Origin of the sequence: Rhodococcus sp. BH4, from assembly GCF_002079265.1 — a bacterium.
Classification (GTDB): Bacteria; Actinomycetota; Actinomycetes; order Mycobacteriales; family Mycobacteriaceae; genus Rhodococcus_F; species Rhodococcus_F qingshengii.
Genome location: NZ_CP014941.1, coordinates 3431936 through 3447402, shown reverse-complemented (window position 1 = coordinate 3447402; position 15467 = coordinate 3431936). Strand labels below are relative to the sequence as shown.

At 62.6% G+C, this 15467-nt stretch carries 16 protein-coding genes; 9 read left to right on the top strand and 7 right to left on the bottom strand.

Annotated elements, in window-relative coordinates; translation table 11 throughout:
* The first annotated feature begins 172 nt into the window (after nucleotides 1-172).
* Entirely contained in the window at nucleotides 173-625 is a 453-nt protein-coding gene (locus tag A0W34_RS15935; RefSeq protein WP_003944055.1) for a universal stress protein, read from the top strand.
* A 1-nt stretch (nucleotide 626) separates the two neighbouring features.
* Here the strand turns inward: A0W34_RS15935 and A0W34_RS15930 are convergent, their stop codons facing one another.
* The 3 genes from A0W34_RS15930 to A0W34_RS15920 all read right to left on the bottom strand — a co-directional run bounded on the left by A0W34_RS15930 (nucleotide 627) and on the right by A0W34_RS15920 (nucleotide 4519).
* The gene (locus A0W34_RS15930) at nucleotides 627-1088 is read right to left on the bottom strand and encodes a DUF732 domain-containing protein (RefSeq protein WP_007728747.1); all 462 of its coding nucleotides are present in this window, start codon (nucleotides 1086-1088) and stop codon (nucleotides 627-629) included.
* Between the two features lie 83 nt (nucleotides 1089-1171).
* Complete coding sequence (locus A0W34_RS15925) at nucleotides 1172-3454, bottom strand: HelD family protein (RefSeq protein WP_007728751.1); 2283 nt, start codon at nucleotides 3452-3454, stop codon at nucleotides 1172-1174.
* 132 nt (nucleotides 3455-3586) lie between these two features.
* Nucleotides 3587-4519 carry a DoxX family protein gene (locus tag A0W34_RS15920; RefSeq protein ID WP_081557925.1) on the bottom strand — a complete coding sequence of 311 codons (933 nt, stop codon included), beginning with the start codon at nucleotides 4517-4519 and terminating at the stop codon, nucleotides 3587-3589.
* Nucleotides 4520-4764: 245 nt separating this feature from the next.
* On the opposite strand from A0W34_RS15920, the gene A0W34_RS15915 reads away from it, so the two are divergent.
* Entirely contained in the window at nucleotides 4765-5331 is a 567-nt protein-coding gene (locus tag A0W34_RS15915; RefSeq protein WP_225320039.1) for a DUF2716 domain-containing protein, read from the top strand.
* A 28-nt stretch (nucleotides 5332-5359) separates the two neighbouring features.
* Here the strand turns inward: A0W34_RS15915 and A0W34_RS15910 are convergent, their stop codons facing one another.
* On the bottom strand, nucleotides 5360-6046 hold the full coding sequence (locus A0W34_RS15910) for an MBL fold metallo-hydrolase (RefSeq protein ID WP_058227016.1): 687 nt from the start codon (nucleotides 6044-6046) through the stop codon (nucleotides 5360-5362).
* 174 nt (nucleotides 6047-6220) lie between these two features.
* On the opposite strand from A0W34_RS15910, the gene uvrA reads away from it, so the two are divergent.
* A complete protein-coding gene (gene uvrA, locus A0W34_RS15905) occupies nucleotides 6221-9181 on the top strand; it encodes an excinuclease ABC subunit UvrA (RefSeq protein ID WP_024487477.1) in 2961 nt (986 codons plus the stop codon).
* 71 nt (nucleotides 9182-9252) lie between these two features.
* On the opposite strand, the gene A0W34_RS15900 is transcribed toward uvrA, so the two are convergent.
* Nucleotides 9253-9960: an alpha/beta fold hydrolase gene (locus tag A0W34_RS15900; RefSeq protein ID WP_081557924.1), complete on the bottom strand. Its 708-nt coding sequence runs from the start codon at nucleotides 9958-9960 to the stop codon at nucleotides 9253-9255.
* An 80-nt stretch (nucleotides 9961-10040) separates the two neighbouring features.
* Between A0W34_RS15900 and A0W34_RS15895 the strand changes: the two genes are divergently transcribed.
* A complete protein-coding gene (locus A0W34_RS15895; RefSeq protein WP_047270467.1) occupies nucleotides 10041-10751 on the top strand; it encodes a helix-turn-helix transcriptional regulator in 711 nt (236 codons plus the stop codon).
* Between the two features lie 5 nt (nucleotides 10752-10756).
* Here the strand turns inward: A0W34_RS15895 and A0W34_RS15890 are convergent, their stop codons facing one another.
* Both A0W34_RS15890 and A0W34_RS15885 read right to left on the bottom strand, forming a co-directional pair.
* Complete coding sequence (locus A0W34_RS15890; protein WP_030536732.1) at nucleotides 10757-11173, bottom strand: DUF1801 domain-containing protein; 417 nt, start codon at nucleotides 11171-11173, stop codon at nucleotides 10757-10759.
* Between the two features lies 1 nt (nucleotide 11174).
* Complete coding sequence (locus A0W34_RS15885) at nucleotides 11175-11543, bottom strand: DUF1844 domain-containing protein (RefSeq protein ID WP_007736262.1); 369 nt, start codon at nucleotides 11541-11543, stop codon at nucleotides 11175-11177.
* Nucleotides 11544-11912: 369 nt separating this feature from the next.
* Here A0W34_RS15885 and infC point away from each other — a divergent pair, with 369 nt between their 5' ends.
* The 5 genes from infC (at nucleotide 11913) to pheS (ending at nucleotide 15407) form a co-directional block, all read left to right on the top strand.
* Complete coding sequence (gene infC, locus A0W34_RS15880; RefSeq protein ID WP_075833310.1) at nucleotides 11913-12605, top strand: translation initiation factor IF-3; 693 nt, start codon at nucleotides 11913-11915, stop codon at nucleotides 12603-12605.
* 43 nt (nucleotides 12606-12648) lie between these two features.
* A complete protein-coding gene (rpmI, locus tag A0W34_RS15875) occupies nucleotides 12649-12843 on the top strand; it encodes a 50S ribosomal protein L35 (protein WP_003944043.1) in 195 nt (64 codons plus the stop codon).
* A 63-nt stretch (nucleotides 12844-12906) separates the two neighbouring features.
* Nucleotides 12907-13296: a 50S ribosomal protein L20 gene (rplT, locus tag A0W34_RS15870; protein ID WP_003944011.1), complete on the top strand. Its 390-nt coding sequence runs from the start codon at nucleotides 12907-12909 to the stop codon at nucleotides 13294-13296.
* A 23-nt stretch (nucleotides 13297-13319) separates the two neighbouring features.
* Nucleotides 13320-14150: a TrmH family RNA methyltransferase gene (locus A0W34_RS15865; RefSeq protein WP_030536731.1), complete on the top strand. Its 831-nt coding sequence runs from the start codon at nucleotides 13320-13322 to the stop codon at nucleotides 14148-14150.
* A 186-nt stretch (nucleotides 14151-14336) separates the two neighbouring features.
* Nucleotides 14337-15407, top strand: a complete 1071-nt coding sequence (pheS, locus tag A0W34_RS15860) for a phenylalanine--tRNA ligase subunit alpha (protein ID WP_003944109.1) — start codon at nucleotides 14337-14339, stop codon at nucleotides 15405-15407.
* Nucleotides 15408-15467 lie beyond the last annotated feature (60 nt).

Here is a 15467-nt window from a genome sequence, read left to right as displayed (position 1 = left end):
AAATGTGTCTGTGACGAAGAATCACATTCACTGTGGGCTTGTGGCGTGTACTGCAAATAACACTATCCGCGGCACAATCCCGCTAATGTCAGCGCAGCGGTTGTCGAGCGGGCGCAACAGCGTTGCGCCCGGTGCCGGCCGTACCGTCCGTCCCGTAACCATGGAGGAATGAATGAGTGCCTACCGGACCGTTGTCGTAGGAACCGATGGCTCCGAGTCGTCACTGAAGGCAGTCGACAGAGCTGCCGCCATTGCCAGTGGCTCGGACGCTCAGCTCGTCATCGCGTGTGCGTACTACCCGGCTGATCCCAAGGACGTGAGCGCTGCCGCTGATGCGTTGGGTAACGAGGCCTACCAGGTCACCGGTTCCGCTCCGACCTACGAGATCCTTCGCACCGCTCGTGAGCGCGCACATGCCCAGGGGGCAAAGGATGTTGTCGAGCGCGCCGTCGTCGGCGCTCCCGTCGAATCGCTTCTCGCTTTGCTCGACGAGGTGAAGGGCGACTTGCTGGTCGTCGGAAATCGCGGATTGAACACGTTGACCGGGCGTCTACTCGGATCGGTGCCTTCCGATGCCGCTCGCAAGGCGACGTCCGATGTCCTGATCGTGCACACCGTTCGCTGAACTACCGGCAGTAGTCGGCCTCGGCCGCATCGACGAACACTTCAGCCAGCTGATCGGCGCTGGGGGGTGTTGTCGATGCGGCCGAGCCGTTTCCGGAGGTGACCATTGGTTCGCTTGCTCCGTTCAGCGATACCGCCCGCAGATTCGCGATGATCATCGCTCGATCCGTTCCGGCCGCGAGCTGCTGGCAGACGCCGTCACCGAGCGCCTGCAACATGTCGTCGGAAAAGGCGGGCGTGACCCCGGTAGACGCAAGCGCCGCCCGCAGCCGATCTGCCTCGTCTACCGGTTTTTCTGTCGGTGCGGCAGCAACAGCAGCGATGTCGTCGCTGCCGGCAGCAGCCGTCGAACTCGAATCATCCTCTGAGCAACCGGCTGTCACCGCCGCAAGCATCCCGACGCCGATCACCACGCGAGCGATCTTGCGGATGGGTGCGGCGGAACTTGCGGGCAGGCCAAGCACGAGGGGTCATTCCTTCAGTCGTCGACACAAATTGGAGTGACACCACCATTCGTGGTGTCACGCACGAACCTACTCCGTGATGCTCACGAATCGAAGGCCAACTCTGCTGCTTCGACGCCGTCGAGAACCGAGGGGAGCGACTCGACGTGAATGATGCCGAGCCTCTGGGTAGCGCGGGTCAATGCGACGTAGAGGTCGTTCATTCCGCGTGGTGACTCGTCGAGAATGTCGGCAGGTTCGACGATCAACACGGTGTCGAACTCGAGTCCCTTGACGTCCTTGACGGACAGGACGCTTACGGTGTCACTCGCAATGCCCGCCAGATCGGCAACGACCTCGGAACCGGCGATCACTGCGGTGATACCGGGATGCGACTCGGACTCGATGCAACGGCGCACGGTCGATTCCAATTCTTCGGCCGTGGTCTTGAGCGCCCACGGCGCGAATCCGCTGTCGCGTACCGACCGGGGCACGGATTGCTCCGGGTCGATCTCTTCGAGCACACGGTGCGCGACATCCATGATCTCCGAGGGAGTTCGGTAGTTGACGGTCAGTTCGGTGAGCTTCCAGCGCTTGGCGACGTAAGGCTCGAGAATCTTCTGCCAGGACGAAGTTCCCGCGGGATCACCGGTCTGAGCTGTATCGCCGACCAACGTCATCCAGCGATTCGGTATGCGCCGCATCAGCATTCGCCACGCCATTTCGGAGAGCTCTTGGGCTTCGTCGACGATCACGTGACCGTAGGTCCAGGTTCGGTCGCCGGCAGCGCGTTCTGCCGTGGTCTGGCGCTGGCCCTGATCGTGGCGTTGGGCGAGTTGGCTGGCGTCGATCAAGTCGTACGCCATCAAGATCTCGGGATCCATCTCGTCTTCGAGATCCTGTGGTGCAGACCCGGTGAGGATGTCGAGGGCGCCCTGGGCGTCGGCGATCTGCGCGCGCCATTCACGTTGTGCGCGTTCGCGTTCGGCGGCGTCGTCGACGCCGAGAATCTCGGCCAGTTCGTCGAGCAGGGGAGCATCGGCCGCACTGAAACCCGGTCCGACGCTCTGCAGAAGCTCGTCGCGTTGGGCGTCGTCGAGTTGCGGCGCTGCCTTGGCCAACCTCGCCGGCGACGTCCACAGTTCCGCGAGGATTTGCTGCGGCGACAATTCGGGCCACAGCTTTCCGATGGCGGACATGATGTCAGGGTCCTCACGCATCTCGTCGCGAATGTCGGCGATGTCGTCCCGACTGAGGAGTGACCCACCGTCGACGAGGTTTCCGCCGATGAGTTCGGCCATCTGCAGTGCCAACGCCTCGATGACTGCTGCCACGAAGATCGGGCGCGCCAGGTTGTGTGGGCGACGCGACGACCGAGCACGCCCGCGCGCCTTCGTGACAGTCTTTCGATCCAGCTTCAAGTCGTACGTGTCGAATCGAAGGGTAATCGGCTTCGACGGAACTTCCTGCCGATCCCGGACGGCGTTCTTGAGCACGTCGAGGATCGCGAGGGAACCCTTGATCTCACCGGCGGCGAGGGAATCCGTACGAGTCGCACGCACTCCGGGGTACAGGTCCCCGATCGTCGAGAGTAGAACTCCGGTCTCACCGAGTGAAGGAAGGACCTGGCTGATGTAGTCGAGGAACGTCGCGTTCGGCCCGATGATGAGAACACCGGCCTTGGCCAGTTGCTGGCGGTAGGTGTAGAGCAAGAAGGCGGCACGGTGAAGGGCGACTGCGGTTTTGCCGGTACCCGGACCGCCCTGGACGACCAAAACGCTCTTGTGCTCGGAGCGGATGATGGCATCCTGCTCACTCTGAATGGTCTCGACGATGTCGTTCATCTGACCCGTACGCGCTGCGTTCAGAGCGTCCAGGAGAGCGCTCTCACCGGCGACGCCGCCGGCTTCGGTCACCACGCCTGCGGCGCGGGCCGCGTCGAGGTCCAGGTATTCGTCGTTGATGCCGGTGACTGTGCGGCTCCGACTGCGAATATGGCGTCGCCGCTTCACGCCCTCAGGTGCCGCGGGCGTCGCCAGATAGAACGGGCGTGCCATCGGAGCTCGCCAGTCGAGGAGCAGCGTTTCGTAGTCGTTGTCGGTGTCCAGGATTCCCAGTCGGCCGACGTAGCGTCGCTCGTCGTCGAAGTCGATGCGTCCGAAACACATTCCGTTCTCGGCTGCGTCGTACTTGGCGAGATCCTCGGTGTACATGGCGTTGAAGGATTCGCGTTCGCTGCGTGCTTGCGGGGTTCCGCCGGTCTCGAGGAGGACCGTGCTCAAGCGAGTTTGGGCATACTTTCGAAGATCGTCGAGACGGGAGTACAACATCGTCACGTACTGCTGCTCGAGCTCTTGCTCGTTCAGTGACGGGTCCGCGTCGGGCAAAGGATCTCCTAGGCTTGATGAGAAATTCACGCGCTGCAAAAGCGCCAAGACAGTCTAGTTCCCCCAGATGAACTGCCGCATAGATACAGGTCAGGCCACCCGAAGGTGGCCTGACCGTGTTTTTCGGTGCACTCAGTGCGCCAATTCGTCCTTCTTGGCGCGAGCCTTTTCGAGCGCCTTCTCGGCGCGCTTGCGAGCACGCTTACCCAGCACCTCGGTTTGCTCCGACGCCGTTTCGGCCCACTCGTTGCTCTTCTCGAGGGCGAGTTCGGCGAACTCGGAGCTGCGCTTGCTCGCCAGCTCTGCCAGTTCGGCGCTGCGCTCGCGTGCGGTCTCGGCCAGTTCGGAGCCGCGCTTCTGCGCGACTTCCAGGATGTCCGGGCCGCGTTCTTTGGCGACCTCTCCGAATTCCGCGGCTCGCTTGCTCGCGATCTCCGCGAACTCGGAGCTGCGCTCCTTCGCAAGTTCGAGCCAATCCGTGCCGTGTGCCTTCGCGGTTTCGGCAAGTTCGGAACCGCGTTCGGACGCCACCGACAGAGCGTGTTCGACGCGATCGCTCGTGTGATCGGTCTGCGATGCGACCAATGGAAGTGCTGCGGCGATAGACGCCTGGGCCTTCTTCGCGGCGCGGCGGCCACGCCAGCCGAGCGACGGCTTGCCCTCGGTGTCGACGGAGGCGATCATCAGTCCGCCGAGCAAGCTGACGTTCTTGATGAAGTTTGTGCGCTGCATCGCTCGCAGTGACGGATCGGTTTCGTTCCAGAAGTCGTGACCGGCAAGCGTGGTCGGTACCAGGCTCCCCGCGAGCACCAACGACGCGAGCCGCGGCGCCTTGCCGGTGGCCAGCAGGGCACCGCCGCCGATCTGGACGGCGGCGTTGATCTTGACGAGTGTTTCCGGATCAGCAGGCACCTTCTGCGTCACTGCTCCTGGCAGCGTCTCGACGGATTTGTCGATCAGCGGTGACGCTTTGGCTGCTCGCTGAGCGGGGTTGCGCAAAGCATCGATTCCCCCGGCGATGAAGATCGTGGAAAGCAGTGGACGAGCAATTCGACGTACCAGCATGTTTCAAGCCTCCCGATGTAGGTTCGTTTTCCACCCTAGCGATCTCACAAGGAATTGGTCCGGTTCGGCGATCCCGGCACGCCTGACCCGGTCGCCGGATTCCTGGTCGCCGAAGCGCGCTGTACTGCGACGATGACTTCTCCACTGATCCGGACGCACCGTTCTGAAGTATCCGTTACCGCGTATCCGCATACGGCGTGTTCGAAGGTGTCACAGTATGCTCACCGTTCGAGCACGATGGTGTTGTGACCACCAAGATGACTCAGAATTTCGGCTCGACCCTTCCCACCGGCTGGGGACAGCTGTCGGACGAGGAGAACGAGAGAAACTGGGCGGTCTTTCGTGACCGCTTTGGGTTCACGCCCGGCATCGACGCACGATCTTGGCCCGCCATCGCCGAGCCCATCCCGTCCGTGGTCTTCGATTTGGGTGCGGCGCCAGCTGCGACTCCCGGGGCGTGGGCCGCTCGCGTGGATGCGATCAACGCCGAAGCGTTGCGCTGTTTTGTCACCGATTGGAACGACGATCCCAACTTCGTCGTTCTGGATTGGCAGCATCCGGGCTACACCTTCGACGCGGAGGCACATGCTGCTGCGAAGGAGCTTGCGGAGTGGCGTGTCCCGGTCTATCCGAACGGTGACTACTACATATTCAGTCGGGACGACTTCACGGAAGGGACCTTCGGCCATCCGTGGGAACGCACGCTGTGTGTGTTCGGGGAACGGATGGTCGAAGGACTGGGCCGGACTCTGTCGACCTGGCTTCCGCGACTTCGAGTCAACGGTGAACAGGTCGACAGCCAAGTCGGTTAGCGGGGTCCAGTACGGAACAGGTGAAACGTCACCAACCGCGTTCGCGCCACTCCGCCAGGTGCGGGCGCTCGGCGCCGAGCGTCGTGTCCTTGCCATGCCCGGGGTAGACGACGGTCGCGTCGTCGTACCTTCCGAACAGCTTGTTTTCCACGTCGTCGAGTAGAGAAGTGAACTTCTCGGGGTCGGCGGTCTTGCCTACTCCGCCGGGGAAGAGTGAGTCGCCGGTGAAGAGGTGAACCTGTCCGCTCGGTTCGGTGAGAGCCAGCGCGATGGAGCCGGGCGTGTGGCCGGACAGGTGAATGACGTCGAGGCTCAAGTTGCCAACGGTCACCTTGTCGCCGTCTTCGAGGAGTACGTCCGGGGTGACGGGAAGGACCTCTGCGTCGAGGGGGTGCGCGGCGGTCGGCACCTTGGTTGCGGCGTGAACGTCTTCGAGGGCCAACCAGTGATCGCCGTGCTGGTGGGTGGTGACGATGGAATCGAAAACAGGTGCTTCCTGTGCGATGAGCGCGATGATCTTCTCGGCTTCGTTGGCCGCATCGATCAGGAGAGATTTCCCGGTCGTGGAACAGACGACGAGGTAAGTGTTGTTGTCCATGGGGCCGACCGACATCTTCGTGATGACGGCGCCTTCGACCGTGCGCCGCTGAGGGGCAGAATCGGGGGAGAGCTGACCGGTGTAGGAGTCGTCGATCACGATGGGCTGATTCGTCATGAAACGCAGGCTACCTTCGAATAGGGGCAGGTAGAGCGATGGGCTCGCCTGGTGAGAAAAACGTGTCGGTGGCTCGGCCTACGATGACGATCGCTCGAGGACTCGCGTTTGCGAGGCCACTCGAGACTTCTCCGGGGGGACGGCCCCGGACGATTGACAATGAAGGGAATTGGTGTGGCGGATCGCCTGATCGTGCGGGGTGCGCGTGAGCACAATCTGCGAGGAGTCGATCTCGACCTCCCGCGAGACAGCCTGATCGTCTTCACCGGGTTGTCCGGCTCCGGCAAGTCCAGCCTCGCGTTCGACACGATCTTCGCCGAAGGTCAGCGCCGCTACGTCGAGTCGCTCTCGGCATACGCGCGTCAGTTCCTCGGTCAGATGGACAAGCCGGATGTGGACTTCATCGAGGGATTGTCTCCTGCGGTGTCGATCGACCAGAAGTCGACCAACCGCAACCCCCGTTCGACGGTGGGCACCATTACCGAGGTCTACGACTACCTCCGACTTCTCTATGCCCGCGCAGGTTCGGCGCACTGCCCGGTGTGTGGTGAGAAGATCGCACGTCAGACGCCCCAGCAGATCGTCGACCAGGTGCTCGAGATGGAGGAGGGTATCAAGTTCCAGGTCCTCGCACCAGTGGTCCGTACTCGTAAGGGCGAGTTCGTCGATCTCTTCGATCAGCTCAACACCCAGGGCTACTCGCGAGTGCGCGTCGACGGTGTCGTCCATTCGCTGGCGGATCCGCCGAAGCTCAAGAAGCAGGAAAAGCACGACATCGAAGTAGTGGTCGACCGATTGCAGGTCAAGGCGAGTTCGAAGCAGCGCCTGACCGACTCGGTCGAGACCGCACTTCGCTTGGCTGAAGGCATCGTGGTCCTCGACTTCGTCGACCGTGAAGAAAATGCACCTGATCGTGAGCGTCGTTTCTCCGAGAAGCTGGCCTGCCCGAATGGCCACGCACTCGCGATCGACGATCTCGAACCGCGCTCGTTCTCCTTCAACTCGCCCTACGGCGCCTGCCCGGAATGCACCGGCCTCGGTATCCGCAAGGAGGTCGACCCGGATCTGGTGGTTCCCGATCCCGACCTGAGTCTCGAAGACGGAGCAATCGCGCCGTGGTCGATGGGCCAGAGTTCGGAGTACTTCGGACGGTTGCTCTCCGGCCTCGGCGACATCCTCGGTTTCGACATGAAGACGCCGTGGAACAAGTTGCCGGCGAAGGCCCGTAAAGCAATCCTCGAAGGCAGCGAGGAGCAGGTTCACGTCCGGTACAAGAATCGGTACGGCCGTACCCGTTCTTACTACGCGGAGTTCGAAGGTGTGATGCCGTTCCTGCATCGCCGGCTCGAGCAGACCGAATCGGATCAGATGAAGGAACGGTACGACGGGTACATGCGCGACACGCCGTGCCCGGCGTGTGGTGGTGCTCGCCTGCGCCCGGAAATCCTGTCGGTAACTATCGCGGCGGGAGACTTCGGCAGTAAGTCCATCGCCGAGGTCTGTGAACTGTCGATCTCCGATTGCGCGGACTTCTTGAACAGCCTCACTCTCGGTTCGCGCGAAGAGGCGATTGCGGGTCAGGTCCTCAAGGAAGTTCAGGCACGACTCGGGTTCCTGCTCGACGTCGGCTTGGAATACCTTTCCCTCTCGCGTGCCGCTGGCACGTTGTCCGGTGGCGAGGCCCAGCGAATCCGCTTGGCAACGCAGATCGGTTCCGGACTCGTCGGCGTGCTGTATGTACTCGACGAGCCGTCCATCGGCCTGCATCAGCGTGACAATCGACGACTGATCGAAACCCTGACGCGCTTGCGCGACCTCGGCAACACGCTGATCGTCGTCGAGCACGACGAAGACACGATCCGCACGTCCGACTGGGTAGTCGACATCGGACCGTACGCCGGCGAGCACGGCGGGAAGGTCGTCCACAGCGGGCCATACGAAGAACTGCTGACGTGTGAAGAATCTCTGACCGGCGCCTACCTGTCAGGTCGTAGCTTCATCGAGGTTCCGGCCATTCGTCGACCGGTGGACCGCAAACGCCAGGTCACGGTCGTCGGAGCTCGCGAGCACAATCTCGACGGCATCGACGTGAGTTTCCCGCTGGGTGTTCTCACTGCTGTCACCGGTGTCTCCGGTTCGGGCAAGTCGACGTTGGTCAACGACATCCTCGCGACCGTCATGGCGAACAAACTCAACGGTGCACGCCAGGTACCTGGGCGTCACACACGAATCAACGGTCTCGATCAGCTGGACAAGCTCGTGCAGGTCGATCAGTCTCCGATCGGCCGGACTCCACGATCGAACGCGGCGACGTACACCGGCGTGTTCGACAAGATCCGAACCCTGTTCGCGGCCACCACGGAAGCGAAAGTCCGCGGTTACCAGCCCGGCCGATTCTCGTTCAACGTCAAGGGCGGACGCTGCGAGGCGTGCTCCGGCGACGGAACGCTGAAGATCGAGATGAACTTCCTGCCGGACGTGTACGTGCCCTGCGAGGTATGCCACGGCGCCCGGTACAACCGCGAAACGCTCGAGGTCCACTACAAGGGCAAGTCGATCGCCGAGGTACTCGACATGCCTATCGAGGAAGCAGCCGAGTTCTTCCAGCCGGTCACCTCAATTCACCGGTACCTCAAGACGCTGGTCGACGTCGGCCTGGGCTATGTCCGACTGGGTCAGCCGGCTCCGACTCTGTCCGGTGGTGAAGCGCAGCGCGTCAAGCTCGCCGCCGAATTGCAGAAGCGGTCCACCGGTCGCACGGTGTACATCCTCGACGAGCCCACCACGGGTCTGCATTTCGAGGACATCCGCAAGCTCCTGATCGTGATCAACGGTCTGGTGGACAAGGGCAACAGCGTGATCGTGATCGAGCACAATCTCGACGTGATCAAGACGTCGGACTGGGTCGTCGACATGGGGCCCGAGGGTGGATCCGGCGGCGGAACCGTTGTGGCGCAAGGTACTCCGGAAGACGTTGCCGCGGTCCCCGAGAGCTACACGGGCAAGTTCCTCAGTGAGGTTCTCACCGCACAGCACGCGCCGGTCAAGGCCAAGCCGATCACCAAGAAGCGTGCAACGAAGGCAGTTGCCGCAAAGAAGGCCGCGCCACGGAAGAAAGCCGCTTCCGTGAGCTAGTAGAACGTGAGCAAGTAGAAATCGGTCAGTGATGCCGGGTCGGAATCGACCCGGCATCACTGCTTTGTCGATCAGGAAGTGCTGGCCTCGAGAATTACGTTGGCGACCTCTTCGGGGCGCGACCACATCGGCCAATGGCCGGTCGGGAGGTCGACGTACGTCACGGGGAGTTTCGCCAGTTCGGCGGCCATCGGATGACCTCCGTTGGCCATCTGGGCGATCACCGCGGAGGGGAACGTGCTGCAAACGACGGTTGACGGCACCTGGTAGCGCTTTTCGTTCATCAGGACAATCGGCTCACGCGCGGGCCCAGCCGGTTCGGGTACCGCGTTGGCGCGGAACGTCTCCAGAGCTTTCTCGTCGAGTCCTTCGAGGCTGCTGCCGTCCGCTTCGAGCTCTGCCCACGTGGGGAGCGGAATCTCGATGACATCGGAAGCCAGATCCGGTCGCAGCGCTGCGCCGTCGGGCATGGGGCCCGAGTCGACGTAGACGATCCGAGCGACGCGATCCGGGATGCGATCGGTGACGGCGTACCCCACCGGGCCGGCGCCGCTGTGTACGACCAAGACCGTGCGCTCGTCGGAGTCCGATACGGCGTCGACGACTGCACGGACGTGAGCGTCGAAGGTGACCGCTGATCGATCTGTGTCTACGGCGTCGAGCCCGGGCAGTGTCAGGCTGGTCACGCGGGTGTCGGAACGCTCGAGGTGGGGGAGTACTGCATCCCAAGCCCATGAACCGAGCCAGAATCCGGGAACAAGAACGATGTGAGTTTTCATGTACTCACAGTGCACCCGGGTTGGTGACAACAGAGTGTCACCAATTATGTCACCGTTTGGTATCGGAATCTGAGACACTGGTGAACGTGAATCGAGCTGCGAGATTGCATGCTCTCGTCGAGGAACTTCGGCGACAGGGCGATCGAGGGACTACGTGCTCCCGATTGTCCGAGGAATTCGGTGTCACCACCCGGACGATCAAGAGGGATATCGAGACGCTGATGATGTCGGGTGCGGCGATCGAAGCGCGCTCAGGCCCCGGGGGTGGTTACCGACTCGTGGGTCGCGCCACGCTACCGCCGGTGAATTTCACTGTTCCGCAAGCAGTTTCGATCGCGTTGGCCTTGACGGCGATGGGTGATGCTCCGTTTGCGCCGGATGGGCGAGCAGCGCTGGCGAAACTGCTCGATGTGATGGACGAGGAGAGTCGTCGTAAGGTCGCGGAGCTCGGTGGCCGCGTGTGGATTCGCGGTGACGGCGGGGCTCTGACGGATTCGCGCGCGAACCGGCAAGCCGTCGAGCAGGGTCTCGAGCAGAGCCGCGTCGTGTCGTTGCACTACGTGGACGGGGACGGTGCGGAGACGGTGCGGGCAGTTGAGCCGCACATTCTGGCGCAGGACCGTGGGCAGTGGTTTCTTATCGGCTGGTGTCGCCAGCGCGACGCGGTGCGGTGGTTTCGACTCGATCGAATGCGTCGGGCCACGCTGACGAACGATCACTTCACACCACGCGATTCGACCGTCTTCGGGCAACCGCCCGAAGACGCTCGGCCTGTTTCTCCCCGTAGGTGAGTGACTCAGTCGATCATGTTGCGGGCTGCGGCAACGGAATCCGTGATCAGTTCGGTCAGGGCCGTCACATCGACGTCGCTCAGCCGTTTGACGTACAGGCAGCCCTTGCCGATTTTGTGCTTGCCGAGGCGAGCGAGCGTGTCGGTGTAGTCGTCGAAGTTCAGCGACAAGTACAACGTGAGCGCGGTGGCCCTGGGGGAGAACCCGATCAGTGGGGTGTCACCTTCGTGGCCACTCGCATATCGGTAGTGCCGTGCCCCGAATCCGATGATGCTCGAGCCCCACATGACAGCAGGCTCGCCGGTTGCGGCCGACAGCAGGGAGATCAGCTCCACGGCGTCGGCGCGTTTGCGGTCGTCGACGCGTGAAATGAATGCGTCGACGTCCTCGGGCGTCGGTTGAGTCTTGTTGGCGGTTGCCAACTCAGTAGACCGGACCGGTGAACTTCTCGCCCGGTCCCTTTCCTGGCTCGTCCGGGTGCGAGGACGCCTCACGGAATGCGCGCTGCAGGGCTTGGAGGCCTTCACGGATGGGTCCGGCATGAGGGCCGAGGTATTCGACCGACGCAGTCACGAGTCCGGCAAGTGCCGTGATGACGCGACGCGCTTCGTCGAGGTCCAGGTAGGGGCTGGAAGACGGATCGGCGTCGGAGAGGCCGAGTTTTTCGGCAGCTGAACTCATCAGCATCACTGCAGCACGGCTGATGACCTCGACCGCGGGAACTTCGGAGAGTTCGCGGACGTCGGGGTTCGCGCCGTCGGTGTTCTGTTCTGCCTCGAAGTTCTCACTCATGGATGTAAGGATTCCATCAGGCCGTGACGGTGTTGAATCGGGCCTCTCCCGGCAGCACTGGGAGCGGCACCGATTTCTTTCATCTGTGGCGACCTGTTACTCTTGTTGCAACGACCGCCTCCGACTTGTTCGGGGGCAGCAAGTGGAGTCCGACTCCCACCTCTGCGCGGCAGGTGAAACTGCAGTTCAGTGGTTCCGGTCACCTGTTATCGGAGATCATTCTTCGTCAGGTTCCTCGCTCAGTCGAGGAGATAGGTTTCGGCGTGAGCTGGATCTTATGTGATCGGTCGACATCGGGCCCCGCGGATGAGCAATCATCACAGCGGGGCTTTTTTGTTGGGGTGCGGGCGGTACGGGCTGCGTGCGGTCATGAAGACCGCACCGTTCAACCTAGGAGGCCCCATCAGCACTGAGACCCGCATCAACGATCGTATCCGCGTTCCCGAGGTTCGTTTGGTCGGACCTGGCGGCGAACAGGTAGGCATCGTGCGTGTTGAAGATGCACTCCGCTTGGCCCTTGAGGCCGACCTCGACCTGGTCGAGGTAGCTCCTGACGCCCGTCCACCGGTCTGCAAGATCATGGACTACGGCAAGTTCAAGTACGAGGCTGCGCAGAAGGCACGTGAGTCACGTAAGAACCAGCAGCTGACGGTCATCAAGGAGCAGAAGCTCCGACCCAAGATCGACGACCACGACTACGAGACCAAGAAGCGCAACGTCGTTCGCTTCCTCGAAGCCGGTTCCAAGGTCAAGGTCACGATCATGTTCCGCGGACGTGAGCAGTCACGCCCCGAACTCGGCTACCGCCTTCTGCAGCGTCTGGGAGCAGACGTCGCAGATCTCGGATTCGTCGAAACCTCGGCAAAGCAGGACGGCCGAAACATGACGATGGTCCTGGCACCGCACAAGGGCGCCAAGACTCGTGTCAAGGCGCAGGAGAGCGCTCAGGCGCCAGTGGCTCAGGCTGCTCCGCGTCCGGCTCCGGCCGCACCGGCTTCCAGTGAAGCAGCTCCGGAAGCACCGACGACCGGCGATGCCGCTCCCGAGGCTCCGGCCAGCTAGTCGATTTCCCAAGATCCACCACGTAACAAGAACTGAGGACTCCATGCCCAAGATGAAGAGCCACAGCGGCGCCTCGAAGCGATTCAAGGTGTCCGGCAGCGGAAAGCTCATGCGCCAGAAGGCCGGCCGTCGCCACCTTCTCGAGCACAAGTCCAGCAGGGTTACCCGTCGTCTCGACGGTGTCGCTGTTGTCAGCCCTGACGACGCTCCGCGCATCAAGCGCATGCTCGGCATCTGAGTCGCCCCCTTACTGACCACCCGGGGCCGTACTTTCAGCCCCTAGATTGACAGGATTTTTCAAGTGGCACGCGTAAAGAGGGCGGTCAACGCCCAGAAGAAGCGTCGTTCAATTCTTGCTGCATCCAGCGGCTACCGTGGACAGCGTTCGCGTCTGTACACCAAGGCCAAGGAGCAGCAGCTCCACTCGCTCACCTACGCGTACCGCGACCGTCGTGCGCGCAAGGGCGAGTTCCGCAAGCTGTGGATCACGCGTATCAACGCTGCAGCTCGTGCAAACGACATCACGTACAACCGCCTCATCCAGGGCCTGCGTCTGGCAGAGGTCGACGTCGACCGCAAGATCCTGGCCGAGCTCGCTGTCTCCGATGCCGAGGCCTTTGCCGGCCTGGTCGCACTCGCGAAGGCCGCTCTGCCGGCTGACGTGAACGCTCCTGCCGGAGAAGCAGCCTGATTCACGCATCACAGCAACGGCCCGTGGACCCGCTCACCGAGCGGACTCCGCGGGTCGTTTCTGCTGTCAAGCTCCTGCGCACAGCAGAACGACGCAAAGCAGGACGTTTCCTCGTCGAGGGCGAGAACTCGGTCACCGAACTGTTGAACGGTGCACTCTCGAATGGCGAGGCCCGCCCGGTACACGACCTCTTCTACACCGAGGACGCAGCCGAGCGCTATCAGCACGTCATCGATCGGGCGCTGACCGCTGGAGTTCGTGTTGCTCGTGTGACCGATCGAGCAATCAAAGCTCTGAGCGATACCGTCACGCCGCCCGGTCTCGTTGCCGTCAGCGATCTACTGGATGTACCGCTGAGCGCAGCCGTCCATCAGGAGACCCGCCTGCTCGCAGTGCCGGTCGAGGTCAACGAACCAGGTAACGCGGGCACCGTCATTCGCATCGCCGACGCAGTGGGTGCCGATGCGGCAATCCTCGCCGGCGACAGCGTCGATCCGCACAACGGCAAGGTCGTTCGTTCGTCGGCGGGCAGCCTGTTTCACCTGCCAGTCGTCCGCGATCGAGACACAGTGTCGGTGATCGAGCAGATTCGCGCAGCAGGCATTCAGATTCTCGCGACTGCAGCTGACGGCGAGGTCGATCTCGACGAGGCCGACGAGTTGCTGAGCAAGCCGACGGCCTGGCTGTTCGGTAACGAAGCTCACGGTCTCGATCCGGCGATCGCCGCGCAGGCTGATCATCGGGTCAGGATTCCGATCCATGGCCGCGCCGAAAGCTTGAACCTCGCGACAGCGGCGGCAATTTGCCTGTACGCAAGCGCGCGGGTGCAAAATCGCGCCACCGATCACGGCTGAAAACGCACGCGAAGACCTCACGGAATCCCATTTGCGGAAGCCTGAGACAATACAAGAGCAGAGACAATGCTCGAGCGAGTTCGAAAGCTCGCTCGCAGTACAAGAAGTAAGCAGTACAAGAAGTAAGCAGTACAAGAAGCACGCAGTACGAGAAGTAAACCGAGAAGCGACAGGAGCGTCACAGCCGTGGCCAAAAATGAGGGCGCGACACCGCCGGAGGTCGACGCGAGTGTACTCACCGAAGAGGCGTTGACCGCTGCGGCTGAGAACGCCGAGAAGGCGCTGGCGGACGCCGCTGACCTGGACGCGCTGGCGCACGTCAAGGTGGAGCACCTGGGGGACAAGTCCCCAATCGCCCTCGCGCGCCGGGGTCTCGGCAGCCTTCCGGGCAAGGAAAAGGCGGACGCCGGTAAGCGCGTCAACATCTTCCGCACTCGGATCAACAACGCGTACGACGCTCGTCGTGAGGTCCTCCTCGCCGAGCGTGACGCCGCGGTGTTGGTTGCCGAGGCAATCGACGTCACTCTGCCCTCCGATCGCCACCCCGTCGGGGCGCGTCACCCGATCAGCCTGATTTCCGAGCAGGTCGCCGACGTATTCGTCGCGATGGGTTGGGAAGTTGCCGAGGGTCCGGAGGTGGAGACCGAGCACTTCAACTTCGACGCGCTCAACTTCTTGCCGGATCACCCTGCCCGCACGATGCAGGACACCTTCCACCTGGCACCCGAGAACTCTCGCCAGGTGCTTCGTACCCACACCTCGCCGGTGCAGGTCCGCACGATGCTCTCGCGTGAGGTACCGATCTACGTGGTGTGCCCGGGCCGCACGTTCCGCACCGACGAACTCGATGCGACGCACACGCCTGTCTTCTCGCAGGTCGAGGGCCTGGCCGTCGACAAGGGCCTGACCATGGCCAACCTGCGCGGGACTCTCGACGCGTTCGCTCGTGCCCTTTTCGGCCCCGAGACGCGTACCCGTATGCGCCCCAATTACTTCCCGTTCACGGAACCGTCGGCCGAGGTCGACGTCTGGTTCGCGAACAAGAAGGGCGGCGCAGGCTGGGTCGAGTGGGGCGGCTGCGGCATGGTCAACCCGAACGTTCTGCGCGCCAGCGGTATCGATCCCGACGAGTACTCGGGTTTCGCATTCGGCATGGGCCTCGAGCGGACCCTGCAGTTCCGCAACGGTATCCCGGACATGCGCGACATCGTCGAAGGTGACGTGCGTTTCACGCTGCCCTTCGGTGTCGCAGGCTGACCGATCCGGTCCGCGGAACCTTCACAAAGACTTATCGACAAACGAGAGAGCTGAGCAGAC